The sequence below is a fragment of the Microbispora sp. H10885 genome, assembly GCF_014161415.1.
Lineage (GTDB): Bacteria > Actinomycetota > Actinomycetes > Streptosporangiales > Streptosporangiaceae > Microbispora > Microbispora triticiradicis.
Window position 1 is genome coordinate 332639 of record NZ_JABBWY010000007.1, and the last position, 20361, is coordinate 352999.

The 20361-nt window shown below is 70.8% G+C and carries 17 protein-coding genes; 4 read left to right on the forward strand and 13 right to left on the reverse strand.

Translation table 11 applies throughout. The features are described from left to right. Both HHX37_RS20520 and HHX37_RS20525 read right to left on the reverse strand, forming a co-directional pair. Positions 1-4560 (reverse strand): type I polyketide synthase, encoded by a 4560-nt coding sequence (locus HHX37_RS20520; protein ID WP_182886408.1) that lies wholly within the window; start codon positions 4558-4560, stop codon positions 1-3. Between the two features lie 40 nt (positions 4561-4600). Then, positions 4601-6490 (reverse strand): non-ribosomal peptide synthetase, encoded by a 1890-nt coding sequence (locus HHX37_RS20525; RefSeq protein WP_259406630.1) that lies wholly within the window; start codon positions 6488-6490, stop codon positions 4601-4603. 595 nt (positions 6491-7085) lie between these two features. On the opposite strand from HHX37_RS20525, the gene HHX37_RS20530 reads away from it, so the two are divergent. Both HHX37_RS20530 and HHX37_RS20535 read left to right on the forward strand, forming a co-directional pair. Beyond that, a complete protein-coding gene (locus HHX37_RS20530; RefSeq protein WP_138461337.1) occupies positions 7086-7922 on the forward strand; it encodes a UbiA family prenyltransferase in 837 nt (278 codons plus the stop codon). Between the two features lie 211 nt (positions 7923-8133). After that, a complete protein-coding gene (locus HHX37_RS20535; RefSeq protein WP_310737914.1) occupies positions 8134-8820 on the forward strand; it encodes a helix-turn-helix transcriptional regulator in 687 nt (228 codons plus the stop codon). A 217-nt stretch (positions 8821-9037) separates the two neighbouring features. Here the strand turns inward: HHX37_RS20535 and HHX37_RS20540 are convergent, their stop codons facing one another. Further along, on the reverse strand, positions 9038-9934 hold the full coding sequence (locus HHX37_RS20540) for a LysR family transcriptional regulator (RefSeq protein WP_182886410.1): 897 nt from the start codon (positions 9932-9934) through the stop codon (positions 9038-9040). 82 nt (positions 9935-10016) lie between these two features. Here HHX37_RS20540 and HHX37_RS20545 point away from each other — a divergent pair, with 82 nt between their 5' ends. Continuing rightward, positions 10017-10742 carry an SDR family oxidoreductase gene (locus HHX37_RS20545; RefSeq protein ID WP_182879268.1) on the forward strand — a complete coding sequence of 242 codons (726 nt, stop codon included), beginning with the start codon at positions 10017-10019 and terminating at the stop codon, positions 10740-10742. A 14-nt stretch (positions 10743-10756) separates the two neighbouring features. On the opposite strand, the gene HHX37_RS20550 is transcribed toward HHX37_RS20545, so the two are convergent. Further along, the gene (locus HHX37_RS20550) at positions 10757-11371 is read right to left on the reverse strand and encodes a dihydrofolate reductase family protein (RefSeq protein ID WP_117410120.1); all 615 of its coding nucleotides are present in this window, start codon (positions 11369-11371) and stop codon (positions 10757-10759) included. A gap of 258 nt (positions 11372-11629) precedes the next feature. Here HHX37_RS20550 and HHX37_RS20555 point away from each other — a divergent pair, with 258 nt between their 5' ends. Further along, entirely contained in the window at positions 11630-12280 is a 651-nt protein-coding gene (locus HHX37_RS20555; protein ID WP_182886411.1) for a DUF3800 domain-containing protein, read from the forward strand. Positions 12281-12470: 190 nt separating this feature from the next. Here the strand turns inward: HHX37_RS20555 and galK are convergent, their stop codons facing one another. The 9 genes from galK to mtlA form a co-directional block, all read right to left on the reverse strand. Beyond that, positions 12471-13592, reverse strand: a complete 1122-nt coding sequence (gene galK, locus HHX37_RS20560; protein ID WP_182878048.1) for a galactokinase — start codon at positions 13590-13592, stop codon at positions 12471-12473. 119 nt (positions 13593-13711) lie between these two features. Next, positions 13712-15373 carry a catalase gene (locus tag HHX37_RS20565; RefSeq protein WP_182886412.1) on the reverse strand — a complete coding sequence of 554 codons (1662 nt, stop codon included), beginning with the start codon at positions 15371-15373 and terminating at the stop codon, positions 13712-13714. Between the two features lie 138 nt (positions 15374-15511). Continuing rightward, positions 15512-15925, reverse strand: a complete 414-nt coding sequence (locus tag HHX37_RS20570) for a VOC family protein (protein WP_182879264.1) — start codon at positions 15923-15925, stop codon at positions 15512-15514. Further along, on the reverse strand, positions 15922-16839 hold the full coding sequence (locus tag HHX37_RS20575; RefSeq protein ID WP_182886413.1) for a helix-turn-helix domain-containing protein: 918 nt from the start codon (positions 16837-16839) through the stop codon (positions 15922-15924). The genes HHX37_RS20570 and HHX37_RS20575 overlap by 4 nt, the downstream gene beginning before the upstream one ends. Before the next feature lie 137 nt (positions 16840-16976). Further along, positions 16977-17255: an HPr family phosphocarrier protein gene (locus HHX37_RS20580; protein ID WP_182886414.1), complete on the reverse strand. Its 279-nt coding sequence runs from the start codon at positions 17253-17255 to the stop codon at positions 16977-16979. Positions 17256-17333: 78 nt separating this feature from the next. Continuing rightward, on the reverse strand, positions 17334-18374 hold the full coding sequence (locus HHX37_RS20585) for a zinc-dependent dehydrogenase (protein ID WP_182879261.1): 1041 nt from the start codon (positions 18372-18374) through the stop codon (positions 17334-17336). Then, a complete protein-coding gene (locus HHX37_RS20590) occupies positions 18371-18835 on the reverse strand; it encodes a PTS sugar transporter subunit IIA (protein ID WP_182886415.1) in 465 nt (154 codons plus the stop codon). Before HHX37_RS20590 ends, HHX37_RS20585 begins: the two co-directional genes overlap by 4 nt. Then, positions 18828-19136, reverse strand: a complete 309-nt coding sequence (locus tag HHX37_RS35795; RefSeq protein ID WP_138461328.1) for a PTS lactose transporter subunit IIB — start codon at positions 19134-19136, stop codon at positions 18828-18830. Before HHX37_RS35795 ends, HHX37_RS20590 begins: the two co-directional genes overlap by 8 nt. Positions 19137-19139: 3 nt before the next feature. After that, complete coding sequence (gene mtlA, locus HHX37_RS20595) at positions 19140-20348, reverse strand: PTS mannitol transporter subunit IICB (protein ID WP_220502993.1); 1209 nt, start codon at positions 20346-20348, stop codon at positions 19140-19142. Positions 20349-20361 lie beyond the last annotated feature (13 nt).

Genomic DNA, 20361 nt, shown 5'->3' on the forward strand with positions numbered 1-20361 from the left:
TCAGGCCCGCACCTTCCGCATCCGCTGCGCGATGTCGTCGGCGAGCTCGTCGATGGTCGGCTTGTCGAAGCAGATCGACGCCGGCAGCGGCACCGACAGGCGTCGTTGCAGCTTGTTCCGGATGGTGAGCGCGTTCAGCGAGTCCATGCCGGCCTTCGTCAGGTTCAGCCCGAGTAGCTCGTCGCCGTCGAAGCCCAGTTCGCGGGCGACGACCTCCTGGCAGCAGGCAAGGACGTCCTCCGAGGTCACCGGCGCCGCCGGGGGCGGATCGGCGGCCGCGGGCGCCGAATCGGCGCCGGTCAGCTCAGCGACCAGAGGATTGGATGCGAGGTGGTGGTCCGGGTCGAGGTCCTTCCAGCGGACGGGCAGCAGTCCGACCTGACCCGAGGGCCGGCCCTCGATCGCGGCGCGCAGGGCCGGACGGCCCGCGGCGCTGGAGATCGTACCGATGCCCTGCTCCTCGAGCTGGCGGAGGAAGTCCTCGTTGCCTGCCAGGTAGCCGACGTCCGACCAGGAACCCAGGTTCACCGACAGGCCGGTCAGCCCGACGGCCCGGCGGTGGCCGGCCAGCGCATCCAGGAACGCGCAGGCCGCGGCGTGGCCGGCCTGCCCGGGATTGCCGAACAACCCGGTGAAGGAGGAGGTCATCACGAACAGGTCGAGGTCGGGCGCGTACTCGGCGGCGCTGCGGTGGAGGTTCCACGCGCCCTGCGCCTTCGGCGCCAGCACCCGCGCGATCCGGCTCCAGTCCGTCCGGTCGATGATGCCGTCGTCGATGACGCCCGCGGCGTGGACGACGCCGCGTACGACGGCGTCCCCGGCGCAGTAGCGGGCGAACAGCCGATCGACCTGCCGCGGCGACGAGACGTCAACGGTCTCCGTCCGGATGTCCGCTCCGAACTCCCGGCTCAGCCGCCGCAGCCGCTCGGCGCGCTCCGGACCGGGAGCGGACCGGCCGCACAGGACCAGCCGCCTGGCGCCCAGCTCCAGCAGCGCGTGCGCGCACTCCAGGCCGACGCCGGCCGATCCGCCGATGACCAGGTACCAGGCCGCCGGATCGATGCGGACCCGCCCGGCTCCGGGCGGTACCCGGCCGGGGCGCAGGCGGGGCAGCAGCACGCGGTCGCCACGCAGGGCCAGCTCGGCGTCGCCGGCCGGGAGCGAGCCGATGGCTGCGGCCAGCCGGGGCACCGCCGTAGCGGACCACCGCTGCTTGGTGGCGGCCGCGTCCAGGTCGATGAGGACGTGCCGGACGGTCGAAAACTCCGTGCGTGCGGTACGGGCGATGCCGACGATCGCGCCCTGGGCGGGGATCACGTCGTCCGACGTCAGGATGCGGTGCGCCCCCGACGTCACCGTGCAGACGACGAGGTCGGGCAGGTTCGCCGCGGACACCGCCTGGAAGAGCTGCAGGCCGGCCGCCCCCCCGGCGGCGACGATGTCGTCGGAGGCCGACCCGGTGACGAGCGGAGGTCCGCCGAGGTCGGCCTGGCGCTTGCGTAGGACGGGTACGGCGTTGACGACCGTGCACGGCCGGTAGTCGGTCAGCACCCGCGCGGCGTCCGTCACCGCGTCGTCCGTGAGCACGTGGACCAGCACCTCGGCGCCGAGGCGCTCCAACTCCAGCTTCAGGTCGGCCGCCGAGCCCGTCGAAGGGGCGATGAGCAGGATTCGCCGGTTGGCCGCCGGAGCCGCGGCGGCCGGCGGCGCGTCGATCCAGGTGACCGCGTACTGCGCGGGGGCGCCCGAATCCGCCGGGTCCGCCACGTCGGTGTCGAGGGCTCCTCTGAAGTCGCCGTCGATGCGGCCCGCCGCCGCGTCACCGCTCGCCGGGGTCGGCTCGACCCAATGCCGCCGGCGTTGGAAGGGATAGGTGGGCAGGGTGACCGTACGACCACCGGGCGACACGGCCGCCCAGTCCACCGCTACGCCGGCCGTGTACGCCCCGGCCAGCGCCAACCGGGTGGAGGCGATGTCGTTGCGCTCCCAGCGCAGTGTCTCCAGGCACGTCGGCTCGCAGCCCGGATCGTCGCTCAGAGCCAGCTGGGTCAGACCGGCGAGTGTGTTGGCGAGGCCGATCTCCAGGAACACGCCGGGCTCTCCGGAGGCGGCCGCGCGGATCGCGTCGAGGAACCGGACCGGCTGCCGCAGCTGGCGCAGCCAGTACCCGGGCGTCGCGATCTCCTCGGCGACCGGGGCCCCGGTGAGGGTGGAGACGATCGTGTGCGCCGGCGGGTGCAGCTCGACGGACTTCAGCACGGCGGAGTAGTCGTCGAGGATGGCATCGACCTGCGAGGAGTGCCCGGCCCGGCCGATCCGCAGCGGCTTGCAGGTGATGCCGCGCCGCTCGGCCTCCGCGATGACGGCGCGTACGGCGGCTCCGTCGCCGGAGATCACGGTGCGGTTGGGCGCGTTGATCGCCGCGACACCGACCTGTTCGTTGCCCGCCAGCAGCTCACGAACCTGCTGTTCGCCGGTGAAGACGGCGGCCATGGCGCCGGACTCGGGCAGGGTGCTGAACAGCCGGGCGCGTTCGGACACCAGGTAGAGCCCGGTCTCGAAGTCGAACACGCCCGCGCCGTACGCCGCCGCGTACTCGCCGAGGCTGTGGCCTGCGTAGGCGTCCGGCGTGACCCCCCAGCTACGCCACAGGGTCAGCAGCGCCGCCTGCAGCGTGTAGACGACCGGCTGGGCCAGCCGAAAGTCGTCGATGGGCATGCCCCGGCGGGCATCGTCCTGGTAGAGGAACTCCGAGAGGCGGTGGCCGATGTGCTGCCGGTAGAGCGGATCGGCGCGGTCGATGAACTCCCGGAACACCGGCTCCGACAGGTAGAGGTCACGGCACGCCTCCAGGTACTCGGCCCCGTGGCCGGAGAAGAGCGTGGTCAGGCGGGGCGGCGCCCCCCGGACCAGCCCGTACGAGAGGCCGATCTCTCCGTCGAGCCCGTCGGACGCCTCCGCCTCACCGTTCGCCACGGCGTCCAGCAGCATGGCGAGCGTCTTGCAGTCCGACCCGACGACCGCCGCCCGGTGGGCGAAGTGCCGGCGTCCGGCGCCGAGGGTGAAGGCCACGTCGATGGCCTCCGGCGCCGCCTCCTCCAGCAGAGCAGCGCCGATCCGGGACGCCAGCTCGCGGAGCGCGGGCTCGGTGTCGCCGGAGATCGGAAGCACCTGCATGCCGGGCTCCGCGGCGGCATCGGGGTCGTTCCGCCTGCCAGGGAGGGCCGGCGCTTCCTCCAGGATCGCGTGGGCGTTCGTGCCGCCGACCCCGAAGGCGCTGACCCCGGCTCGGCGTGGGCCGTCCCCGCGCGGCCAGTCCGCGGTCTCGGACTGCACGAAGAACGGCGAGCCGGCGAAGTCGATGGCCGGGTTGGGCTCGTGGAAGTGCAGGGAGGCCGGCAGCCTCCGGTGCCACAGGGCGAGCGCGGCTTTGATCAGCCCGGCGATGCCCGCGGCCCAGCTCAGGTGCCCGATGTTCGTCTTGACCGAGCCCAGGGCACACGAACCGGGAGCGACCCCGGCGAACGCGTCCGTCAGCGCCGCGATCTCGATGGGGTCGCCGGTCGGCGTCGCGGTGCCGTGCGCCTCGACGTAGGAGACCGAGTCGGCCTCGACGTCCGCGGCGGCGAGCGCCTGGCGGATCACCGCGGCCTGGCCGGCCACGCTCGGGGAGCTGAAGCCAGGCTTGCTCGCACCGTCGTTGTTGACCGCGGTACCCCGGACGACCGCGTACACGCGGTCACCGTCGGCCAGCGCACGGTCCAGCGGCTTGAGAAGGACCGCGCCGACGCCGCTGCCGAAGACCGTTCCCGTGGCTCCAGCGTCGAAGGCGCGGCAGTGCCCGTCCTGGGACAGCACCAGCCCCGGCTCCGGCTGATATCCGTCGATCTGTGGCACCGGCACGTGTGCCGCCCCGGCCAGCGCCAGATCACACTCGCCGGCCAGTAGCGCCTGGCATGCCAGGTGCAGCGCGTACAGGCCGGTGGCGCACGCCGCCTGGACGCTTACGCTGGGGCCGTCGAGATCGAGCTTGTACGACACCCGGCTGGTCAGGAAGTCGCGTTCGGCGGCCATGGTCAGCTGCAGGTCCTGGGCCGTGTCCAGGAAGTTCGGCAGGGGCCTGCTCGCCTGGCCGCCGAGGTTGTGCATCAGGTACAGGCTGGTTCCACAGCCGCCGTACACCCCGACGTCCGGGGTGCGGTGCTGGCCGGCCGCGCCGCCGTCCTCGAGCGCCTCCCAGCAGACCTCGAGGAACAGCCGGTGCTGCGGGTCGAGCAGGGCGGCCTCACGGGGGTTGTAGCCGAAGAATCCGGCGTCGAACCGGTCGATGCCCTCCAGGGTCGCAGAGGCTCGCACCCACCCGGCCGGACCGTCGTCCGGGCCGTCCGCGACGGTGATCGACTCCCGGCCGCCGACCAGGTTCGCCCAGAACCGCGCCGGCGTGTCCGCGTCCGGGAACCGGCAGGCCATTCCGATGATCGCCACGCCCTGTGAGTCGTCCCGGTACTCGTCAGGGGCCTCGCGCGGCAGGTCTTCCGATCCGTCGTGCTGATAGCTCACTCGCCGAGTCCTTAATGTCGGTGATGCTGTCTGGTACCGGCTACTTCGCTCGCCGGGCCAGCCGCCGGCGGTCGGCCGCGCTCAGCCGCGCGCCCGGCCGGGCCCGGCCGGCAGCCGGTGACCTGGGCGGAACTGGTGCTCGCAGCCGTGCCGCGATCGCGGATATCGTCGGATGCCGATACAGGTCGATCAGCTGCAGGTTCGCCTCCGGGAACGCGGTGCGCAGTCGGGTGAGGACCAAGCCGAGCAGGGCAGAGTTCCCGCCCGCGTCGAAGAACCTCTCGTCGTCGGCGAACGCCTTTTCCATACCGAGGACCGAGCTCCAGATCCCGGCGATGATCTGCTCGTAGCTCTGCTCCGCCAGCCGGGAGGGAGCCGTATCGGGGTCCGGGACCGGCGCGAGCGCCAGGAGCCGACGCTCCAGCGCCTTCCGATCCAGCTTGCCGCTCACGGCGAGCGGCAGCTCCGGCAGGACCCGGACGGTGTGCGGCACGGCGTACCACGGCAGGACCTGGCCGATCCGGGCGGTGATCGCGTCACCGGTGACGCCGTCCGCCGCGGATTTCGCCGCCGCGATCAACCCGGTCACCTGGGCGGCGGAGTCCCGGACGGGGAACACCGCGGCCTCCTCCACCCCGGGTACCGCGCGGATCGCCGCCTCGATCTCGCCCAGCTCGACCCGGAAGCCCCGGACTTTCACCTGGCCGTCAATGCGGCCGTGATACCGGAGGGTCGAGTCGGCGTCGATGCTGACCAGGTCGCCACTGCGGTACCAGCGCCGCCGGTCCTCCCCGTCGCCCAGCACGGGGAACTTGCGGGCGGTGAGCTCCTCGTCGTTGATGTACCCCCGGGCGAGTCCGTGCCCGGCGATCAGCAGCTCGCCGGGCACGCCGGGCGGGCAGTCCCCGCCGTCCTCGTCGACGACCCGAACGTCCAGGCCGCGCAGGGCCCGTCCGATCGGCACATACTCCACGTCCCGGTCGGTGCACTCGTGCACCGTCGTGGCCACGGTGGCTTCGGTGGGCCCGTACGCGTTGTAGATGTGCGGCACCGGCCGGAGCCGGCCGATCAGCTCGGGCTGCACGATCTCGCCGCCCAGGATCAGCACCCGCAGCCCGCGGATCGCGGCGGCGAGGGTGTGATCCTGCAGCATCAGCTGGATCAGGGACGGCGTGACGAAGAAGTGGGTGACCCGTCCGCCCGCCAACACGCCGGTCAGGAATTCGGCGCCGTCACTGGACTTCCCGGCCAGGGAGTCCAAGGCGGCAAGCACGATGGGAATCCCCCGGGTCAGCGGCCAGAACAATTCAACGACGGACAGGTCGAAGCAGACGCTGGCCGCGGCCAGCCAGCATTCGTCCGGCCGTTCTTGCGGGGCGGGCAGCACCGCGTCCAGAGCCGCGAACAGATTCGCCACACCGCCGTGTTCGATCGCGACGCCCTTCGGGTCACCCGTCGATCCGGAGGTGTAGATGATGTACGCGAGATCAGAGCCGCCCGGCTCGATCACCGCTGGGCCTGTCAGGTCAGCCGCGCGTTCGGAGGCGCTCACGAGCCGGTAGGGCATCGACGCGAAACGCTCCGCGGTGACCTCGTCGACGAGCACCCCCTCCGCCGCGGACGAGTCGACGATCGAGCGGATCCGGCCGTCGGGGTAACCGGGGTCGATCGGGATGTAGGGCGAGCCGATCCCCATGATCGCGAGCATCGACGCCAGCCGGGTGACCGTCGGCGACATGCACAGACCGATCGGCTGACCGGGCCGGCACCCACGGGCGCGCAGCAGCCGGGCCATCGTCTCCGTTCGGTGCCAGAGCTCCGCATACGAGACGCGTTCCGTGGCGTCCGAGGCCGCCACCGAGTCGGGCGAGCTCATCGCCCGCCAGCGGAATTGTTCGACTATCGACTGGCGTTTCACGTCCGCCGACATTGAAGGCACAGCACAGATCCTCTGCTACCGAGAACGATCGAATCACTACCTGGGACTTAGCGCAGGATTAGCAGCGAAACGGTTTCGGGGAGCACGTTGAGACACTAACAGAGATCCTTTCCTCATGACAATGATGATTCAATTCATCCAAAAGGATTACGGTGCATCGTTCTCTGGTATTACTCCCGGCCTCCCGGCCGACAGGTGGCGCCACCGGCCGAATGGCGTTCGAAGCATGTGCGCACACGGTCGCCCGCCGTCCCCGGTGGTCGCGGGATGGCGGCCGGCGGGTTCCGCACCCCGTGCTCAGGACCGTTCTTCGGGGGATCCGAGCCGTTGACCACGGCGCGAAAGGCCAGGCATCGGCCGGGTCCCTCACCCAAGGTGATCAACCGGCCACACCCGCCCGCCCGCATTGGAATCCTCGCGTTCCGCGCCGTTGGTTGACAGGCCCGATAGCCCTGGTTTTTCATGGTTCCGTCCACGAGCATCCGGGGGTTCTCTTGGCTTCTCATGGCGGTGGCTGTTGGTCACCAGGCATGAATCGTTAACCGGAATTCGACGGTCGCTGGTCACCGCGCCGCATACGATATTCATGGGACTGCTGGAGTCCCGGCCATTGGTGCAGGTGATGTTCCTCAGCCGTTTCCTGGCCGGGGCCGCGCTCACCGGTGGCGCGGGCGCGCACGTTGTCTCGGTCGCCGCCGGAGCCGTGGCGTGGTCCGCCGCCGCCGTCGCCGTCTACGTGTTCAACGGGATCATGGATGTCGCCGAGGACCGGGGCAACGGCTCTCGGCGCCCCATCGCGTCCGGGCGCCTGTCGCGCGCGAACGCGACGGCCTTCACGGGCTGCGCCGCCGCCTTAGCCCTGGCAATCGGCGCGACGGCGGGGATCACCGTCCACGTGCTGCTCTTCCTCGGCCTGGGCTACCTCTACTCCGGTCCCCCGCGGGCGGCCAAGCGGGCGGGGGCGGCCGCCTGCGCCGTGATTGCGGCCCTCGGCCTGGCGACCTTCTGGGCGGGAGCGCGGGCAGCGCACGGACACAGCGCCGCCGTCGTCGTGTTCGGCCTCGTCATGTCCGGCTGGATGGGGTTGGTGGGCGCACTGGCCAAGGACATCGCCGACGTGCCGGGCGACGCTCTGGCCGGGCGTCGCACCTTCGCGGTCCGGTACGGGATCACCCCAGTCGCCCGATGCACCGCCGCCCTCGCCGTCGCGGTCGCGGTGGCGGGTGACGCGGCGGCCGCCCTGACGGCGCCCGTCCTGCTCCCGTCCATGCTGATCCTCACGCTGGGAGCGTGCAGAGTCGCCGGCGACTGCCGCTCTCTCGCGGGTGAGACGCCCCGGAACCCGTACCGCAGTTTCATGGCCACCCAGTACGCGACCATTGCCGCGCTGGGAATCACGTTGTTCACGCGTCATGCCATCTGAGTGAGGATGACCGCGCTTACGCCCGTTGATCTTTCTACCTGCGTCGTAGCAGTGGGAGTCGCGGCCGACGGTGTGGCGCCCTTGACGCTCTGTGACGCCCACCACCGAGAACCACCGATTACCGCGAGATCCGTTATGATCGACACACATCTCCACAAAAGGTTCGGGCCAATGGTCGAATACGCGATCTGTTCGAGGCGAAGAGACATCTGTGACCGGCATCGTCAGCGAGCGCATCGACCAGATCCTCGGCCTCTACGAGAAAGCGCTGCGCGACGCCGACAGCCCGCTCGTCACCACGGCCGACCGCTGGCATCAGGCCCGCCGCCAAGCTGAGGCGATCTTGAGCGAGTGCGTACGCGTACTCGATCCCACCGCCACGGAACCATCAGATCCGCACGTCCCGACCCGCGAACTCGGCATCAGTCGGGCGCACGAGCAGATCCTCGTCGCCGACTCCATCCGCGCCGCCACCCTGCTGTGGCGCGCGGCCGTTCCGGTCCTGCGCGAGGTCCTGACGACGGAGATCCCCGAAGGCCGCGAGCGCCTCCCAGACGTGCTGGAAGCGCTGTACGAGGCGATCAGCATCCGGCTCTACATCGGCAGCCTGGCGCACGAGCATGTCCGGCTTGCCGGCCGCCCATCCGGCTCCGGGAGAGACCACCGAAGTGTGTCCGGACCCGTCGCCGGCCCGGAGGACATCACGGAGCGCGAACGGGAGGTGCTGAAGTGCGTGAGCCGGGCGCTCTCCAATCGCGAGATCGCGAAGGAGCTCGCGATCAGCGAGGCCACCGTGAAGGCACACCTGCGAAATATCTTTCGTAAGCTCGCCGCCACGTCGCGGGTCGACGCGCTCAACAAGGTCGGCCTCGTACCGCAGCCGCCGCTTGAAGGATGAGATACGAGCAGCACGTCGGCCGTGCCGTAATCCTCGCCGACGGCGCGAGCATCCCGAACCTATCGGCCGCGACCGACAAGACGTCTGGCTCTACCACCCGCAGCATCCGCGGGCCCGTGAGGCCGATACGGAAGCGACCACCCCACGACCGCACGCGTGGGGACAGCCTCGCTGCGCTGGAAATCTGAGGACCTGCCGCCCGCAGCGCGGTGTACTACTACCGCGCAGGTCGAACTCGGGCGGAGCTTACAGGCGGCGCGGTGTCGCGGAGCCTGGCCGCGCAGCGGACGAGTGATGCGACCGCCAATGAGCGGCTGCTGGGCGGCCACGCGATCACCGTGGTGACGTCCGGCGCGTCGACGACGGGCACCGCGACGTGTTCGGGCCACTGCCAGGCCCGGCTGGAGGCCGGGATGACGAGCAGTGTCCTGCCGAGCGCCACGAGCTGGGCGAGCTGCGACTGGGTGTGCACCTCCGGTCCGGGTCCGTCCGGGTAGGAGCCGTCGAGCCGGGGCCATCGGGCGATCGGCAGGCCCGGCACGTCGCGGACCTCCGCCATGGTGAGCCGATCGCGGGACGCGAGCGGATGCGCCGCGGGAAGGATCGCGACCTGGCCTTCGACGTGGAGGTCCTCGGTGTCGAACCCGGCGAGGTCGTCGTACGGCCGGTGCACGAGTGCCACGTCGGCGCGTCCGTCGCGGAGCAGGCCCGCCTGCTCGCCGACCTCGCAGAGGAGGACCTCGACCGGTACCGCGCCGGGCTCTCTCGCGAACGCGTCGAGGAGCCGTTGCAGCAGCTCATGGGATGCCCCGGCCTTCGACGCAAGCACCAGCGGCCGCTTCGGGTCCCCGGCCCGCCGCGTCCGGCGCGCGGCGGCCGCCACAGCGTCGAGGGCCGTACCGGCCTCGCGGAGCAGCACCCGGCCGGCGTCGGTGAGCGCCACTCCGCGCCGGTTCCGGTCGAGGAGCCGGACACCGAGCCGCCGCTCCAGTTGGCCGATCGCGCGGGAGAGCGGCGGTTGTGCGATCCCAAGCCGGTCGGCTGCGCGTCCGAAGTGCAGTTCCTCGGCGACGGCGACGAAGTACCGGAGCTCGCGGGTCTCGAGGTCGTCCACGGCCGGAGCCTACCGGCTGATACCCGCCGAGTATCACAGCCCACTCACACGGTGTTGGACGACGAGCGTGCGGCTCGCGAGCATTGATCGCGTGAACGACAGGAAGACCGCGCTGGTGACCGGCGCGAACAAGGGGATCGGCTTCGCCGTCGCACAGGGTCTCGGGGCGATCGGCTTCACGGTCGCGGTGGGCGCGCGCGACGATGTCAGGCGCAAGGAGGCCGTCGAGCGGCTGCGCGCCGAGGGCGTCGACGCGTTCGGGGTCGCGCTCGACGTCACCTCCGACGACAGCGTCGCCGCGGCGGCGGAGACGATCGAGCGGACGGCGGGCCGGCTCGACGTACTCGTCAACAACGCGGGCATCTCCGGCCGGATGGACGGCGGCGCGCAGGATCCGACGACGCTCGACCTCGACGTCGTGCGCACCGTCCTCGACACGAACGTTTTCGGGGTCGTCCGGGTGACGAACGCGATGCTCCCGCTGCTCCACCGCGCGGACGCACCGCGCATCGTCAACGTGTCGAGCAACATGGGCTCGCTGACGCTGCAGACCGGCCCGATCCTGGCCGCGTACGCGCCGTCGAAGACGATGCTCAACGGCATCACGACCCAGTACGCCCGCCGGCTCGCCGACACGAAGATCATCGTGAACGCCTGCTGCCCGGGCTACGTGGCCACCGACTTCACCGGCTACAACGCGCCGCGGACGCCCGAGCAGGGCGCCGCGATCGCGATCCGGCTCGCCACCCTGCCGGACGACGGCCCGCGCGGCGGCTTCTTCGACGACGAGGGCGTCGTCCCCTGGTGATCTCCGGACGTACGCTACTTCCCTTCGGGCACCTGGTCCTTGATCTCGTCGTAGCCGGCCTTGGCAGGTGCCGCGGTCGGCGAGTAGATCACGCGGATCACGCCCGTCGGGAACGCCTCCGTCGCCGTCACTTTCAGGTGGTACGGCGCGTCGCCGTCGTCGAACAGCCTGCGGCCCTTACGCGCCGCCACCGGATGCACCAGGAGGCGCACCTCGTCGACCAGCCCCGCGGCGAGCAGTTGCTGCACGACGGAGATCGACCCCGGGATGAGGATGCCTCTGATGCCGGCATCGGCCTTGAGCGCGGCGGCGGCGTCGAGGAGATCGCCCTTGACCAGCTCGGAGTTGCGCCAGGAGAACTCGAGCGGCTGGCGCGAGACGACCACCTTGCGCATGTCCCCGAGTTGCTTGGCGAACGGCGCGTCGACCTCGCCCGCCGTCTCGCGGCCGGGCCAGGCGCCGGCGAAGCTGTCATAGGTCTCGCGCCCGATGAGCAGCACGTCGGCGGTGTCATAGTCCTCGGTGACGGCGCGGCCCATGTTCTCGTCGAAGTACGGGAAGTGCCAAGCGGGGTCGATCTCGGCCACCCCGTCGGCCGAGATGAACAGCGTGGAGATGATTTTCGCCATCGTGACGATCCCTTCAGGTCAGGTGGCGCCGACAGGCAGTCCGGCGCAGCCTCCCGAACCTATCGGCCGCGACCGACAAGACGTCCCGCTCGACCAACCGGACAACGTGCTTCGGTGAGAGACGCGATCCCCAAGACCCTCACTGCGGCAACGCGAAGGCCGGCAGGGCCGGTGATCGGGCTGGTATTCGAGAGCAAGGTCTCGGTTACGTGGTAGGAAAGGTTTCCACTGTTTGCCGAGCTGAAGGCTAGCTGGAATATGGCGGAAATCTATATGTATGCCGACGAAACCGGCAATATGGATATGAGCGGATCGCCTGGAGCAAGTCTCTACTTCGGCTTCGGGACGGCCGTGTTCGGCGGGGAACACGGCCGGCAGGTTTGGGATGGGCTACGCCTGCGGTGCGATCTGGAGAGGCGCGGCGTCAATCTGCCCAGGGGCCTTCACGCGAAGAACGACTCCCATGCCACCCGAGACGAGATGTTCGATTTGATAGGTCGCCAAAGACCGCGAATCGACGTCACCTTTCTCTGTAAGGCGAGGGCGCATCCGTCGATCAGGGAACGACCGCACTGGCTGTACAAGCTGGCGTGGTACTCACACTTCAGGGACGTGCTGCCGCTGGTCAGCGCGCCGGGGGATACGCTCTACGTGATCGTGGCCACGCTTAGCACCAACCGGCGGCTCATGGATGCGCGTGAAGCGCTTTCAGATGTATGCCGTGAGTTGGCCGTGGATCGGGAGGTAGTGCTCTGCGTCTGGGACGCACAAAGCTCATGGGGGATACAGGTGGCGGATTACGGCCTCTGGGCGGTGCAGCGGATTTTGGAAGGTCGACCCTGCAAATGGTTCGAGAGCCGAATCCAGCCCCATCTGGCTTCGATGTTGACTCCCTGGGGCACCGTATGAGTGAGGCCGGCTATCCCGGTCCCCCGGGAAGAAGTCCCCTGGACCTCTTGTCACCGACCACTATAAGTACACGTCACGGCGCTGTGTCCGTCAAGCGCTTCCGCATTATGGGCGGCAACTTCAGCAAGCATGCCTGGCGCGACGACCAGAGGAAGTTCATGACCTCTCCGTAAGGTGGGCGGTCGCGCGCTTATCGGACGCGGTGGGCGCCGGGGGCGGGGGTGGCGGGCAGGAACGTGGGCGGGGCCCAGCCGCGCTCGGCGTAGGCGCGTTCGACCGTCGTGCGGACCCGGTCCACCCGGTCGTCGGCGACGAGCGCGATTGCCGAGCCGCCGAAGCCGCCGCCGGTCATCCGCGCCCCCCGCGCGCCGCCGCGGACCGCGCTCTCGACCGCGACGTCCAGTTCCGGGCAGGAGACCTGGTACTGGTCCCGCAGTGACAGGTGCGAGGCGTTCAGCAGGGCGCCGATCTCCTGTACGGCTCCCGCGCGCAGCAGCCCGATGACGGCCTCCACCCGGTGGTTCTCGGTGACGACGTGCTGGGTGCGGGCCCGTTCGTCGCCGCTCAGCCGGGACAGCGCCCCGGCGAGGTCTGTGACGTCCCGCAACGACGCGACGCCGAGGTGCTTGGCCGCGTTCTCACAGTCCTGGCGTCGCCTCGCGTACTGCCCGTCGGCCAGTTCGTGGTGGACGCCGGTGTCGATGATGAGGATCTGCAGGCCGTACGCCGACAGGTCGAACGGAACGGCGCGGCTCGCCAGCGATCGGCAGTCGAGGAACAGCGCGTGCCCTTCCCTGCCGAGTGCGGAGGCCGCCTGGTCCATGATCCCGCAGGGCATGCCGACGAACTCGTTCTCGGCCTTCTGGCACAGCCTGGCCAGCTCCATCGGCTCCAGGCCCAGGCCGTACAGGTCGTTCAGGGCGAGCCCGACCGAGACCTCCAGCGCCGCGCTGGACGACAGCCCGGCGCCCGTGGGCACGTCGCCGTCGATCATGATGTCCGCGCCGCGGACCGGCAGGCCGGCGCCGCGCATCACCTTGACCACCCCTGCCGGGTACCGCGCCCAGCCGTCCGCCCGGTCGAGGTCGTCCAGCGCCTGCTCCCCGCCGGGCGCCTGGAGGGACGCGATCCGCACCGTGAGGTCCTCGCGGGGGCGCACGGCCGCGGTGACGCCCCACGGCACCGCGAACGGCAGCACGAAGCCGTCGTTGTAGTCGGTGTGCTCGCCGATCAGGTTCACCCTGCCGGGCGCGTGCCAGACTCCGGCGGGTTCCTCGCCGTACGCCTGGAGGAAAGCACCAGCAACGCCCATAATCGCACACTCCTCGACATCCGCGGCCTCCCCGTAGGGTAGCGACCTTCGAGGCCGCCGACGTGCCGGGGCCCGGCTCGGGATGCCGAGCCGGGCCCCTTCCCCCCGTTGTGCGGGTGTCAGATCGCGGGCACCTCCGCCCGCTCGTTCGGGACGCAGTGCGTCATCTTCAGGCCGGAGACGTCGCGCGGGCCGTTCTTCCCGAGACTGGACAGGCGCTGCCGGTCCTCGTCGGTCAGGTCCTGGCTCGCCAGCGGCTCCAGGTGCTTGACGTCGTCCGGCGTGATGCCGAGGCCCTCGCCGACGCGTAGCCCGAGGTCGTCCTCGACCAGCAGCAGGTGCCAGACCATGCGTTCCTGGATGGGACGCACGCACTGCGACAGCATGGTGACGAAGTTCTCCACCAGGTCGTCGCGCTCCCACTGCTCCATGAGCAGGTAGCGCTGGCCCGCCTGCCTGTAGTCGTTGGTCCGCGGGATGCGCTTGCGGGTGAGCCTGCCGACGATCTCCGGGCCCTGCTCGTCGTGCGTCGGGAACTGCGCCTCGCGCAGCCCGCCGGTGATCGAGGGCTCGTAGTTGACGTGCGGGTTCTCGCCCGCCTGGTCCTGCCGGTAGGTCATGAGGCCGTCGCGCTGGTTCGTCCGCACGTTGGCGTTCTTGGCCTGGTTGACCGGCAGCTGCAGGTAGTTCGGCCCGACGCGGTAGCGCTGGGTGTCGCTGTAGGAGAACGTACGGCCCACGAGCATCTTGTCGTCGGAGAAGTCCAGCCCGTCGACCAGGACGCCGGTGCCGAAGGAGATCTGCTCGTTCTCCGCGAAGTTGTTGCTCACGTTGCGGTCGAGGACCATGCGGCCGACGGGCTTGGCCGGGAAGATCTCCTCCGGCCAGACCTTGGTGTCGTCCAGCGGGTCGAAGTCCAGCTCGGGGTGCTCCTCGTCGCTCATCATCTGGACGAGCAGCTCCCATTCCGGGTGGTCGCCGCGGTCGATCGCCTCGCGGAGGTCCTTGGTCGCGTGTCCCAGCTCGTGGGCCTGGACCCGGGCGGCGTCCTCGGCCGTCATGCTGCGGACTCCCTGCCTGGGCATCCAGTGGTACTTCACGAGGTGGGTCTCGCCCTCGGCGTTCACCCACTTGTACGTGTTGACCCCGAAGCCCTGCATGTGCCGGTAGTCCGATGGGATGCCCCGCGGGCTGAACAGGTTGACCAGCATGTGCATGGTCTCGGGCGTCTGCGACATGAAGTCGAAGATGCGGTTCGGCTCCTGCCGGAACGTCACCGGGTCCGGCTTGAGCGCGTGGATCACGTCGGGGAACTTGATGGCGTCACGGATGAAGAACACCGCGAGGTTGTTGCCGACGAGGTCCCAGTTGCCGTCCTCGGTGTAGAACTTCACGGCGAATCCGCGCGGGTCGCGGGCGGCCTCCGACGAGTCCCGCCCCCCGATCACCGTCGAGAACCGCACGGCCACGTCGGTGCGCTTGCCGGCCTCCTGGAACAGCTTCGCCCTCGTGAACCGGGCGATCGGCTCGTCGCCCCACGTCCCGTACGCCTCGAAGAAGCCGTACGACGTGGCGCCGCGCGCGTGCACCACCCGTTCCGGGATGCGCTCCCGGTCGAAGTGGCTGATCTTCTCCAGGAACTGGTAGTTCTCGAGGGTGGCCGGGCCGCGTGCGCCGACCGTCCGCTGGTTCTGGTTGTCGTAGACCGGGTGCCCTTGACGGTTGGTCAGCACCGGGCGCTCGTCTCCGGGCTCCGGCCCCCTGCTCGACACGTCCGTCATGGGACGGCTCCTCTCAGGTCACGTTTGAACTGTTAGTCCTTGTCAATGCCTCCATATCCGGTTTTTGGCTGGGTATTCACGGGGACGGAAATCGGTCCGGCCCCGCCGGGTACTGCCCGGCGGGGCGGCGGAGAGTGGTCAGCCCTTCACGCGCGGTTCGCCGCGGTAGGTGCCGAACGACCACAGGTTGTCCTCCGGGTCGCGGACCACGAAGTCGCGGGACCCGTAGTCGGTGTCGTACGGCTCCTGGACGACGCGCGCCCCCGCGGCGGTCGCCCGGGCGAACAACGCGTCCGGCTCGTCGGTCACGACGTACGCGCCGAACGTGCCGGGGGTGAGGTTCCACTTGTCGTCCGGCGTCTCGCGGACGCTGCCCAGCATGATCCCGCCGCCGGGCGGCCAGGAGAGCTGGGCGTGGCCGACCCGGTCGCCCTCGCCGTACACGGCGGTCTCCTCGAAGCCGAACGCCTCGACGAGGAAGGCGATCAACGCGCGGGCGTCCCCGGCCCGCAGCGTGGGCCAGACCTGAGGTGCTGGTGTGGTGTCGTTCATGCCGCCGAGTCTGGCCGTCCGTCCCCGTCCAGGGCTTGGACGTTTCGGAACGGCACCCCCTCTTCGGCCAGCCACCGGCTGGGGGAGCATCCGGCGAGGCTCCGGAACTCGCGGGCGAGGTGCGCCTGGTCGTAGAACCCGCACTCGGCCGCCGCGTCGGCCAGCGCGAGCCGCCGTCCGGACGCCGCCGCGCTCTGGAGCAGGCGGCGGACCCGGTCGAACCGGACGACCCGCGCCGCCTCCTTGGGGGACAGGCCGATCTCCTCCCGGAACCGGCCGTTGAGGTGCCGGGCGCTCCAGCCCGCCTCGCGGGCGAGACCGGACACCGTGACCCGGCCGCCGGCGGCCAGCATCCGCCGCCACGCCCAGGTCACCTCGGACGGCCGCTCCCGCGTGGGACGGGTGTGCCGGGACAGGACCGCGTCGAGGGCCGTGAAGCGCCCGTCCCAGCCGGGCGCCTCCAGCAGGCGCTCGCGCAGTTCGCCCGCGAGTGCGCCGAGGACGTCGGCGCCGTCCAGGTCGAGCCCGGACAGCTCCCCGGCCGGCAGGCCGAGCAGGGCCCGCGCGCCGAGCGGCGTGAGGGCGAGCTGGACCCCCGACTGCCGCCCGTCGTGCGTGACGATCGCCGGAGCGGTGTGCAACCCGCCCACCAGCGTGTCGTACGACCTCGCCGGAGTGCGGGGATCGGGATGCGCCGCGACGACGAGCGGGTCGTCGAGCGTGACGATCATGGTCAGGTACGGCGAGGGCAGGCCGCGATGCGTCCCGGGCGGGATGCCGGCGTCGCGGTAGCCGCTGTACCACGCGACCAGCGGACGCAGCGGGGGAGCCGGTCGCCGCCGGACGTACCGCGCCTCCTCCCGCTCACCGCGTTTCTCGCCGGGGTCCGCCGTCCGCCGTGCCGTGGCCGCCATCCGCCGCTCCTCCCTCCCGCACCCCAGTCTCCCCGAAGGGGAGCGCGTCAGCCATCGGCGCGTACGGCGGGCACCGCTGCGGAAGTGCGGCGCGGGCGGGTGGCCGCGCCCGTCGTTCAGGTGATGCGGGCCCCGGCCTAGGCGGCGCCTTCGGCGTCGAGGTCGCGGGCCAGCAGGTCCGCGAGGGCGGTGAGGGCCTCCTCCGCCCCCGGCCCTTCGGCCTCCAGGGTGACCTCCGCGCCGTGCCCGGCCCCGAGCGTCAGCACGCCCAGCATGCTGTTGGCGGGGACGGCGTCGCCGTCGCCGACTCGGATGCGCACGGGCGCCGGCTGCCGCGCCGCCGCCTCGACGAAGATCTTGGCGGGGCGGGCGTGCAGGCCGGAGCGTGCGGCGACCGTCACTGTCCTTTCCGGCATCGCATTCCTTCCATGGCTTTGATTTCCAGAGCTCGCTTTCCAGAGCTTGGTTTCAGGTCAGAGCTTGAGGGCTCGGCTTCAGGGCTCGATGGTGACTTTGATCGCGGCGCCGCGGGCGACGACGTCGATGGCGTCCATGACCTCGTCCAGGCCGAGGCGACGGGTGATCAGGTCGGCGACCGGCACCGCTCCGTCGGCGATGAGCCGCAGGGCGCGGGCGTTGTGCGCCGGGCTCGACCCGTTCGCGCCGACGATGGTCAGCTCCCGGTAGTGCACGAGGTTGGAGTCGCAGGCGATGATCGGGTCGTCCTTCGGCAGCCCGCCGAAGAAGCTGATCCGGCCCTGCCGCGCGGCCATCTGCAACGCCTGCTGCTGGGCCGCCCCGGAGGCCGCCGCCGTGATCACCACGTCGGCGCCCCGGCCGCCGGTCAGCTTGAGCACCTCGTCCACGACGTCGGTCTCTCCCGAGCAGATCGCCGCGTCCGGCCGTACGAGCCCGGCGGCCATGGCGAGACGCTCGGCGTTCAGGTCGGCGAGGAACACCCGGCCCGCGCCGCGGGCGCGGGCGAGCCGCACGTGCAGGCAGCCGATCGGGCCCGAGCCGACGACGACCACGTCGTCGCCCTCGCCGACGCGGGCCAGTTCCTGCCCGTTGAGCACGCAGGCGAGCGGCTCGGCGAGGGACGCCTCGGCGAACCCCACCCCGTCGGGGACGCGGTTGAGCCCGTCCACGGCGAGCACCTTGGCCGGCACGACCATGTACTGCGCGAAGCCGCCGTCGTAGTGGTAGCCCATCGACTCCTGATTCGGGCAGACCGTGAGGTGGCCCCGGCGGCACTCCTCGCACTCGCCGCAGGGGATGGCGGCGATCACCTGCACCCGGTCGCCCGGGCTCCAGCCGGTCACGCCCTCGCCGAGTTCCACGATCTCTCCGGCGATCTCGTGGCCCATCACCCGGGGCGGCCTGATGTGGTGGTGCCCGAACCGGTAGATCTTCACGTCCGTGCCGCACGTCGAGCAGTTGCGCACACGGATCTTGACCTCGCCGGGGCGGGCGACGGGCTCGGGCACCTCCTCCAGCCGGATGTCTCCGGGAGCGTGGAATCGGGCGACTTTCACTCCGGGTCTTCCTCTCCGTCCGGTTGCAGCAGGCCGATGACCTCGTCGACCTCGGTCGCCGCGCGCAGGGCCGCGGCGCGGTCCGGGTCGAGCAGGATGCGGGCGAGCGACGACAGCAGCCGCAGGTGGCCGTCCCCGCGTGCGGCGATGCCGACGCACACCGTCACGCGCTCGCCGTGCCAGTCGACGCCCTCGGGGAAGCGCAGCACGCAGACGGCGTCGTGCCGGACCGCCTCCTTCGACGTCAGCGTGCCGTGGGGGATGGCCACACCCTCGCCGACGTACGTCGAGATCGACCGCTCGCGTTCGAGCATGGCCTCGGCGTAGGTCCCGTCCACCGCGCCGACCTCCTGGAGGACCGCTCCGCACTGCCGGACGGCGTCCTCGATGTCCGCGGCGGCCGCGGCCGTCCGTACGGCGCGGGGGTCGAGGGGGAGCGGGGCCGTGGCCCGGTCAGCCATCGATCGTGCCCCCGTTCCTGATCGCGTCGACGACCCGCGTCACGGCCGGGTCGCCGATGAAGACCTGGAACGGCACGAGCGCGACGCCGGGGGCGCTCGCCCTGGCCCGGTCGGCGAGCCCGGCGTGGCAGACGACCACGTCGGCGTCCCCGGGGATCGAGTTGACCGGGGTGTGCTCCACGGTGACCTCGGTGCCCTTGAGCTGCCTGCGCAGGGTACTCGCGAGCATGACGCTGCTGCCCATGCCCGCGTCGCACGCCACGATGAGCTTGCGGACGTCCTTGCCCTGGATGCTGGACACGTTCTACGCCTCCTTGGTGGCGGGCACGCTCTCGGCCGCCGTCTCGCCGGTTGGGTCGCGCTTCTCGGTGCTCGTGCCGTCGATGTCGTTCACGTGGCTGTCGTTCGCGTGGCCGGTGTCGCCCGCGTCGGTCCGGATCGCGTCCGGTGCCGGTCCCTGGTCGCCGTTGGCGCGGCCGAAGCCCAGCAGGGCGGCGGCCACGGCGAAGGAGACGGCCGTCGCGACCACGATCCCGGCGATCACCCCGAACCAGCCGCCCTTCGGGGTCACCGCCATGTAGGCGAAGATGCTGCCCGGCGAGGGCGTCGCCACCAGGCCCGCCCCGGTGATCAGGAAGATGAGCACCCCGGAGGCGCCACCGGCGATCACCGCGAGGATCAGGCGCGGCTTCATCAGCACGTACGGGAAGTAGATCTCGTGGATGCCGCCGAAGAAGTGGATGATCATGGCGGCGGGGGTGCTCGGACGCAGGGACCTCGGGCCGAACAGCAGGTAGGCGATCAGCAGGCCGAGGCCCGGGCCGGGGTTGGACTCCAGCATGAACAGGATCGACTTGCCGTGCTTGACCGACTCCGCGACGCCCAGCGGCCCGAGCACGCCGTGGTTGATCGCGTTGTTGAGGAACAGCACCTTGGCCGGCTCGATGATGACCGACGCGATCGGCAGGAGCGAGTGGGAGACGAGCCACGACACGCCGTCGCCCGCGACCTCGGTGACCTTCTCCACGATCGGGCCGATGGCGAGGACCCCGGCGATCGCCATGACCGCGCCGACGATGCCGGCGGTGAAGTTGTCGACGAGCATCTCGAAGCCGGCCCTGGTCCGTTCGGCGGTGAACCGGTCGGCGTACTTGAGGACCAGCGCGGCCAGCGGGCCGATGACCATCGCGCCGAGGAACATCGGCACGTCCGCGCCGACGACGACGCCCATCGTGGCGACGGCGCCGACGACCGCGCCGCGCTGGGCGTGGACCATCCGGCCGCCGGTGTAGCCGATGAGGACGGGAAGGAGGGTGCCGATGATCGGGCCGACCAGTTCGGCGAGTGTCTTGTTCGGTATCCACCCGGTCGGGATGAACAGGGCCGTGATGAGGCCCCAGGCGATGAACGCCCCGATGTTCGGCATGATCATCCCGGCGAGATGGCCGCCGAAACGCTGGATCGTGGCCCGCACACCGGTGCCGTGGACGGTGGGGGTATAGGGCGTGGCCATGGACATGCTCCTT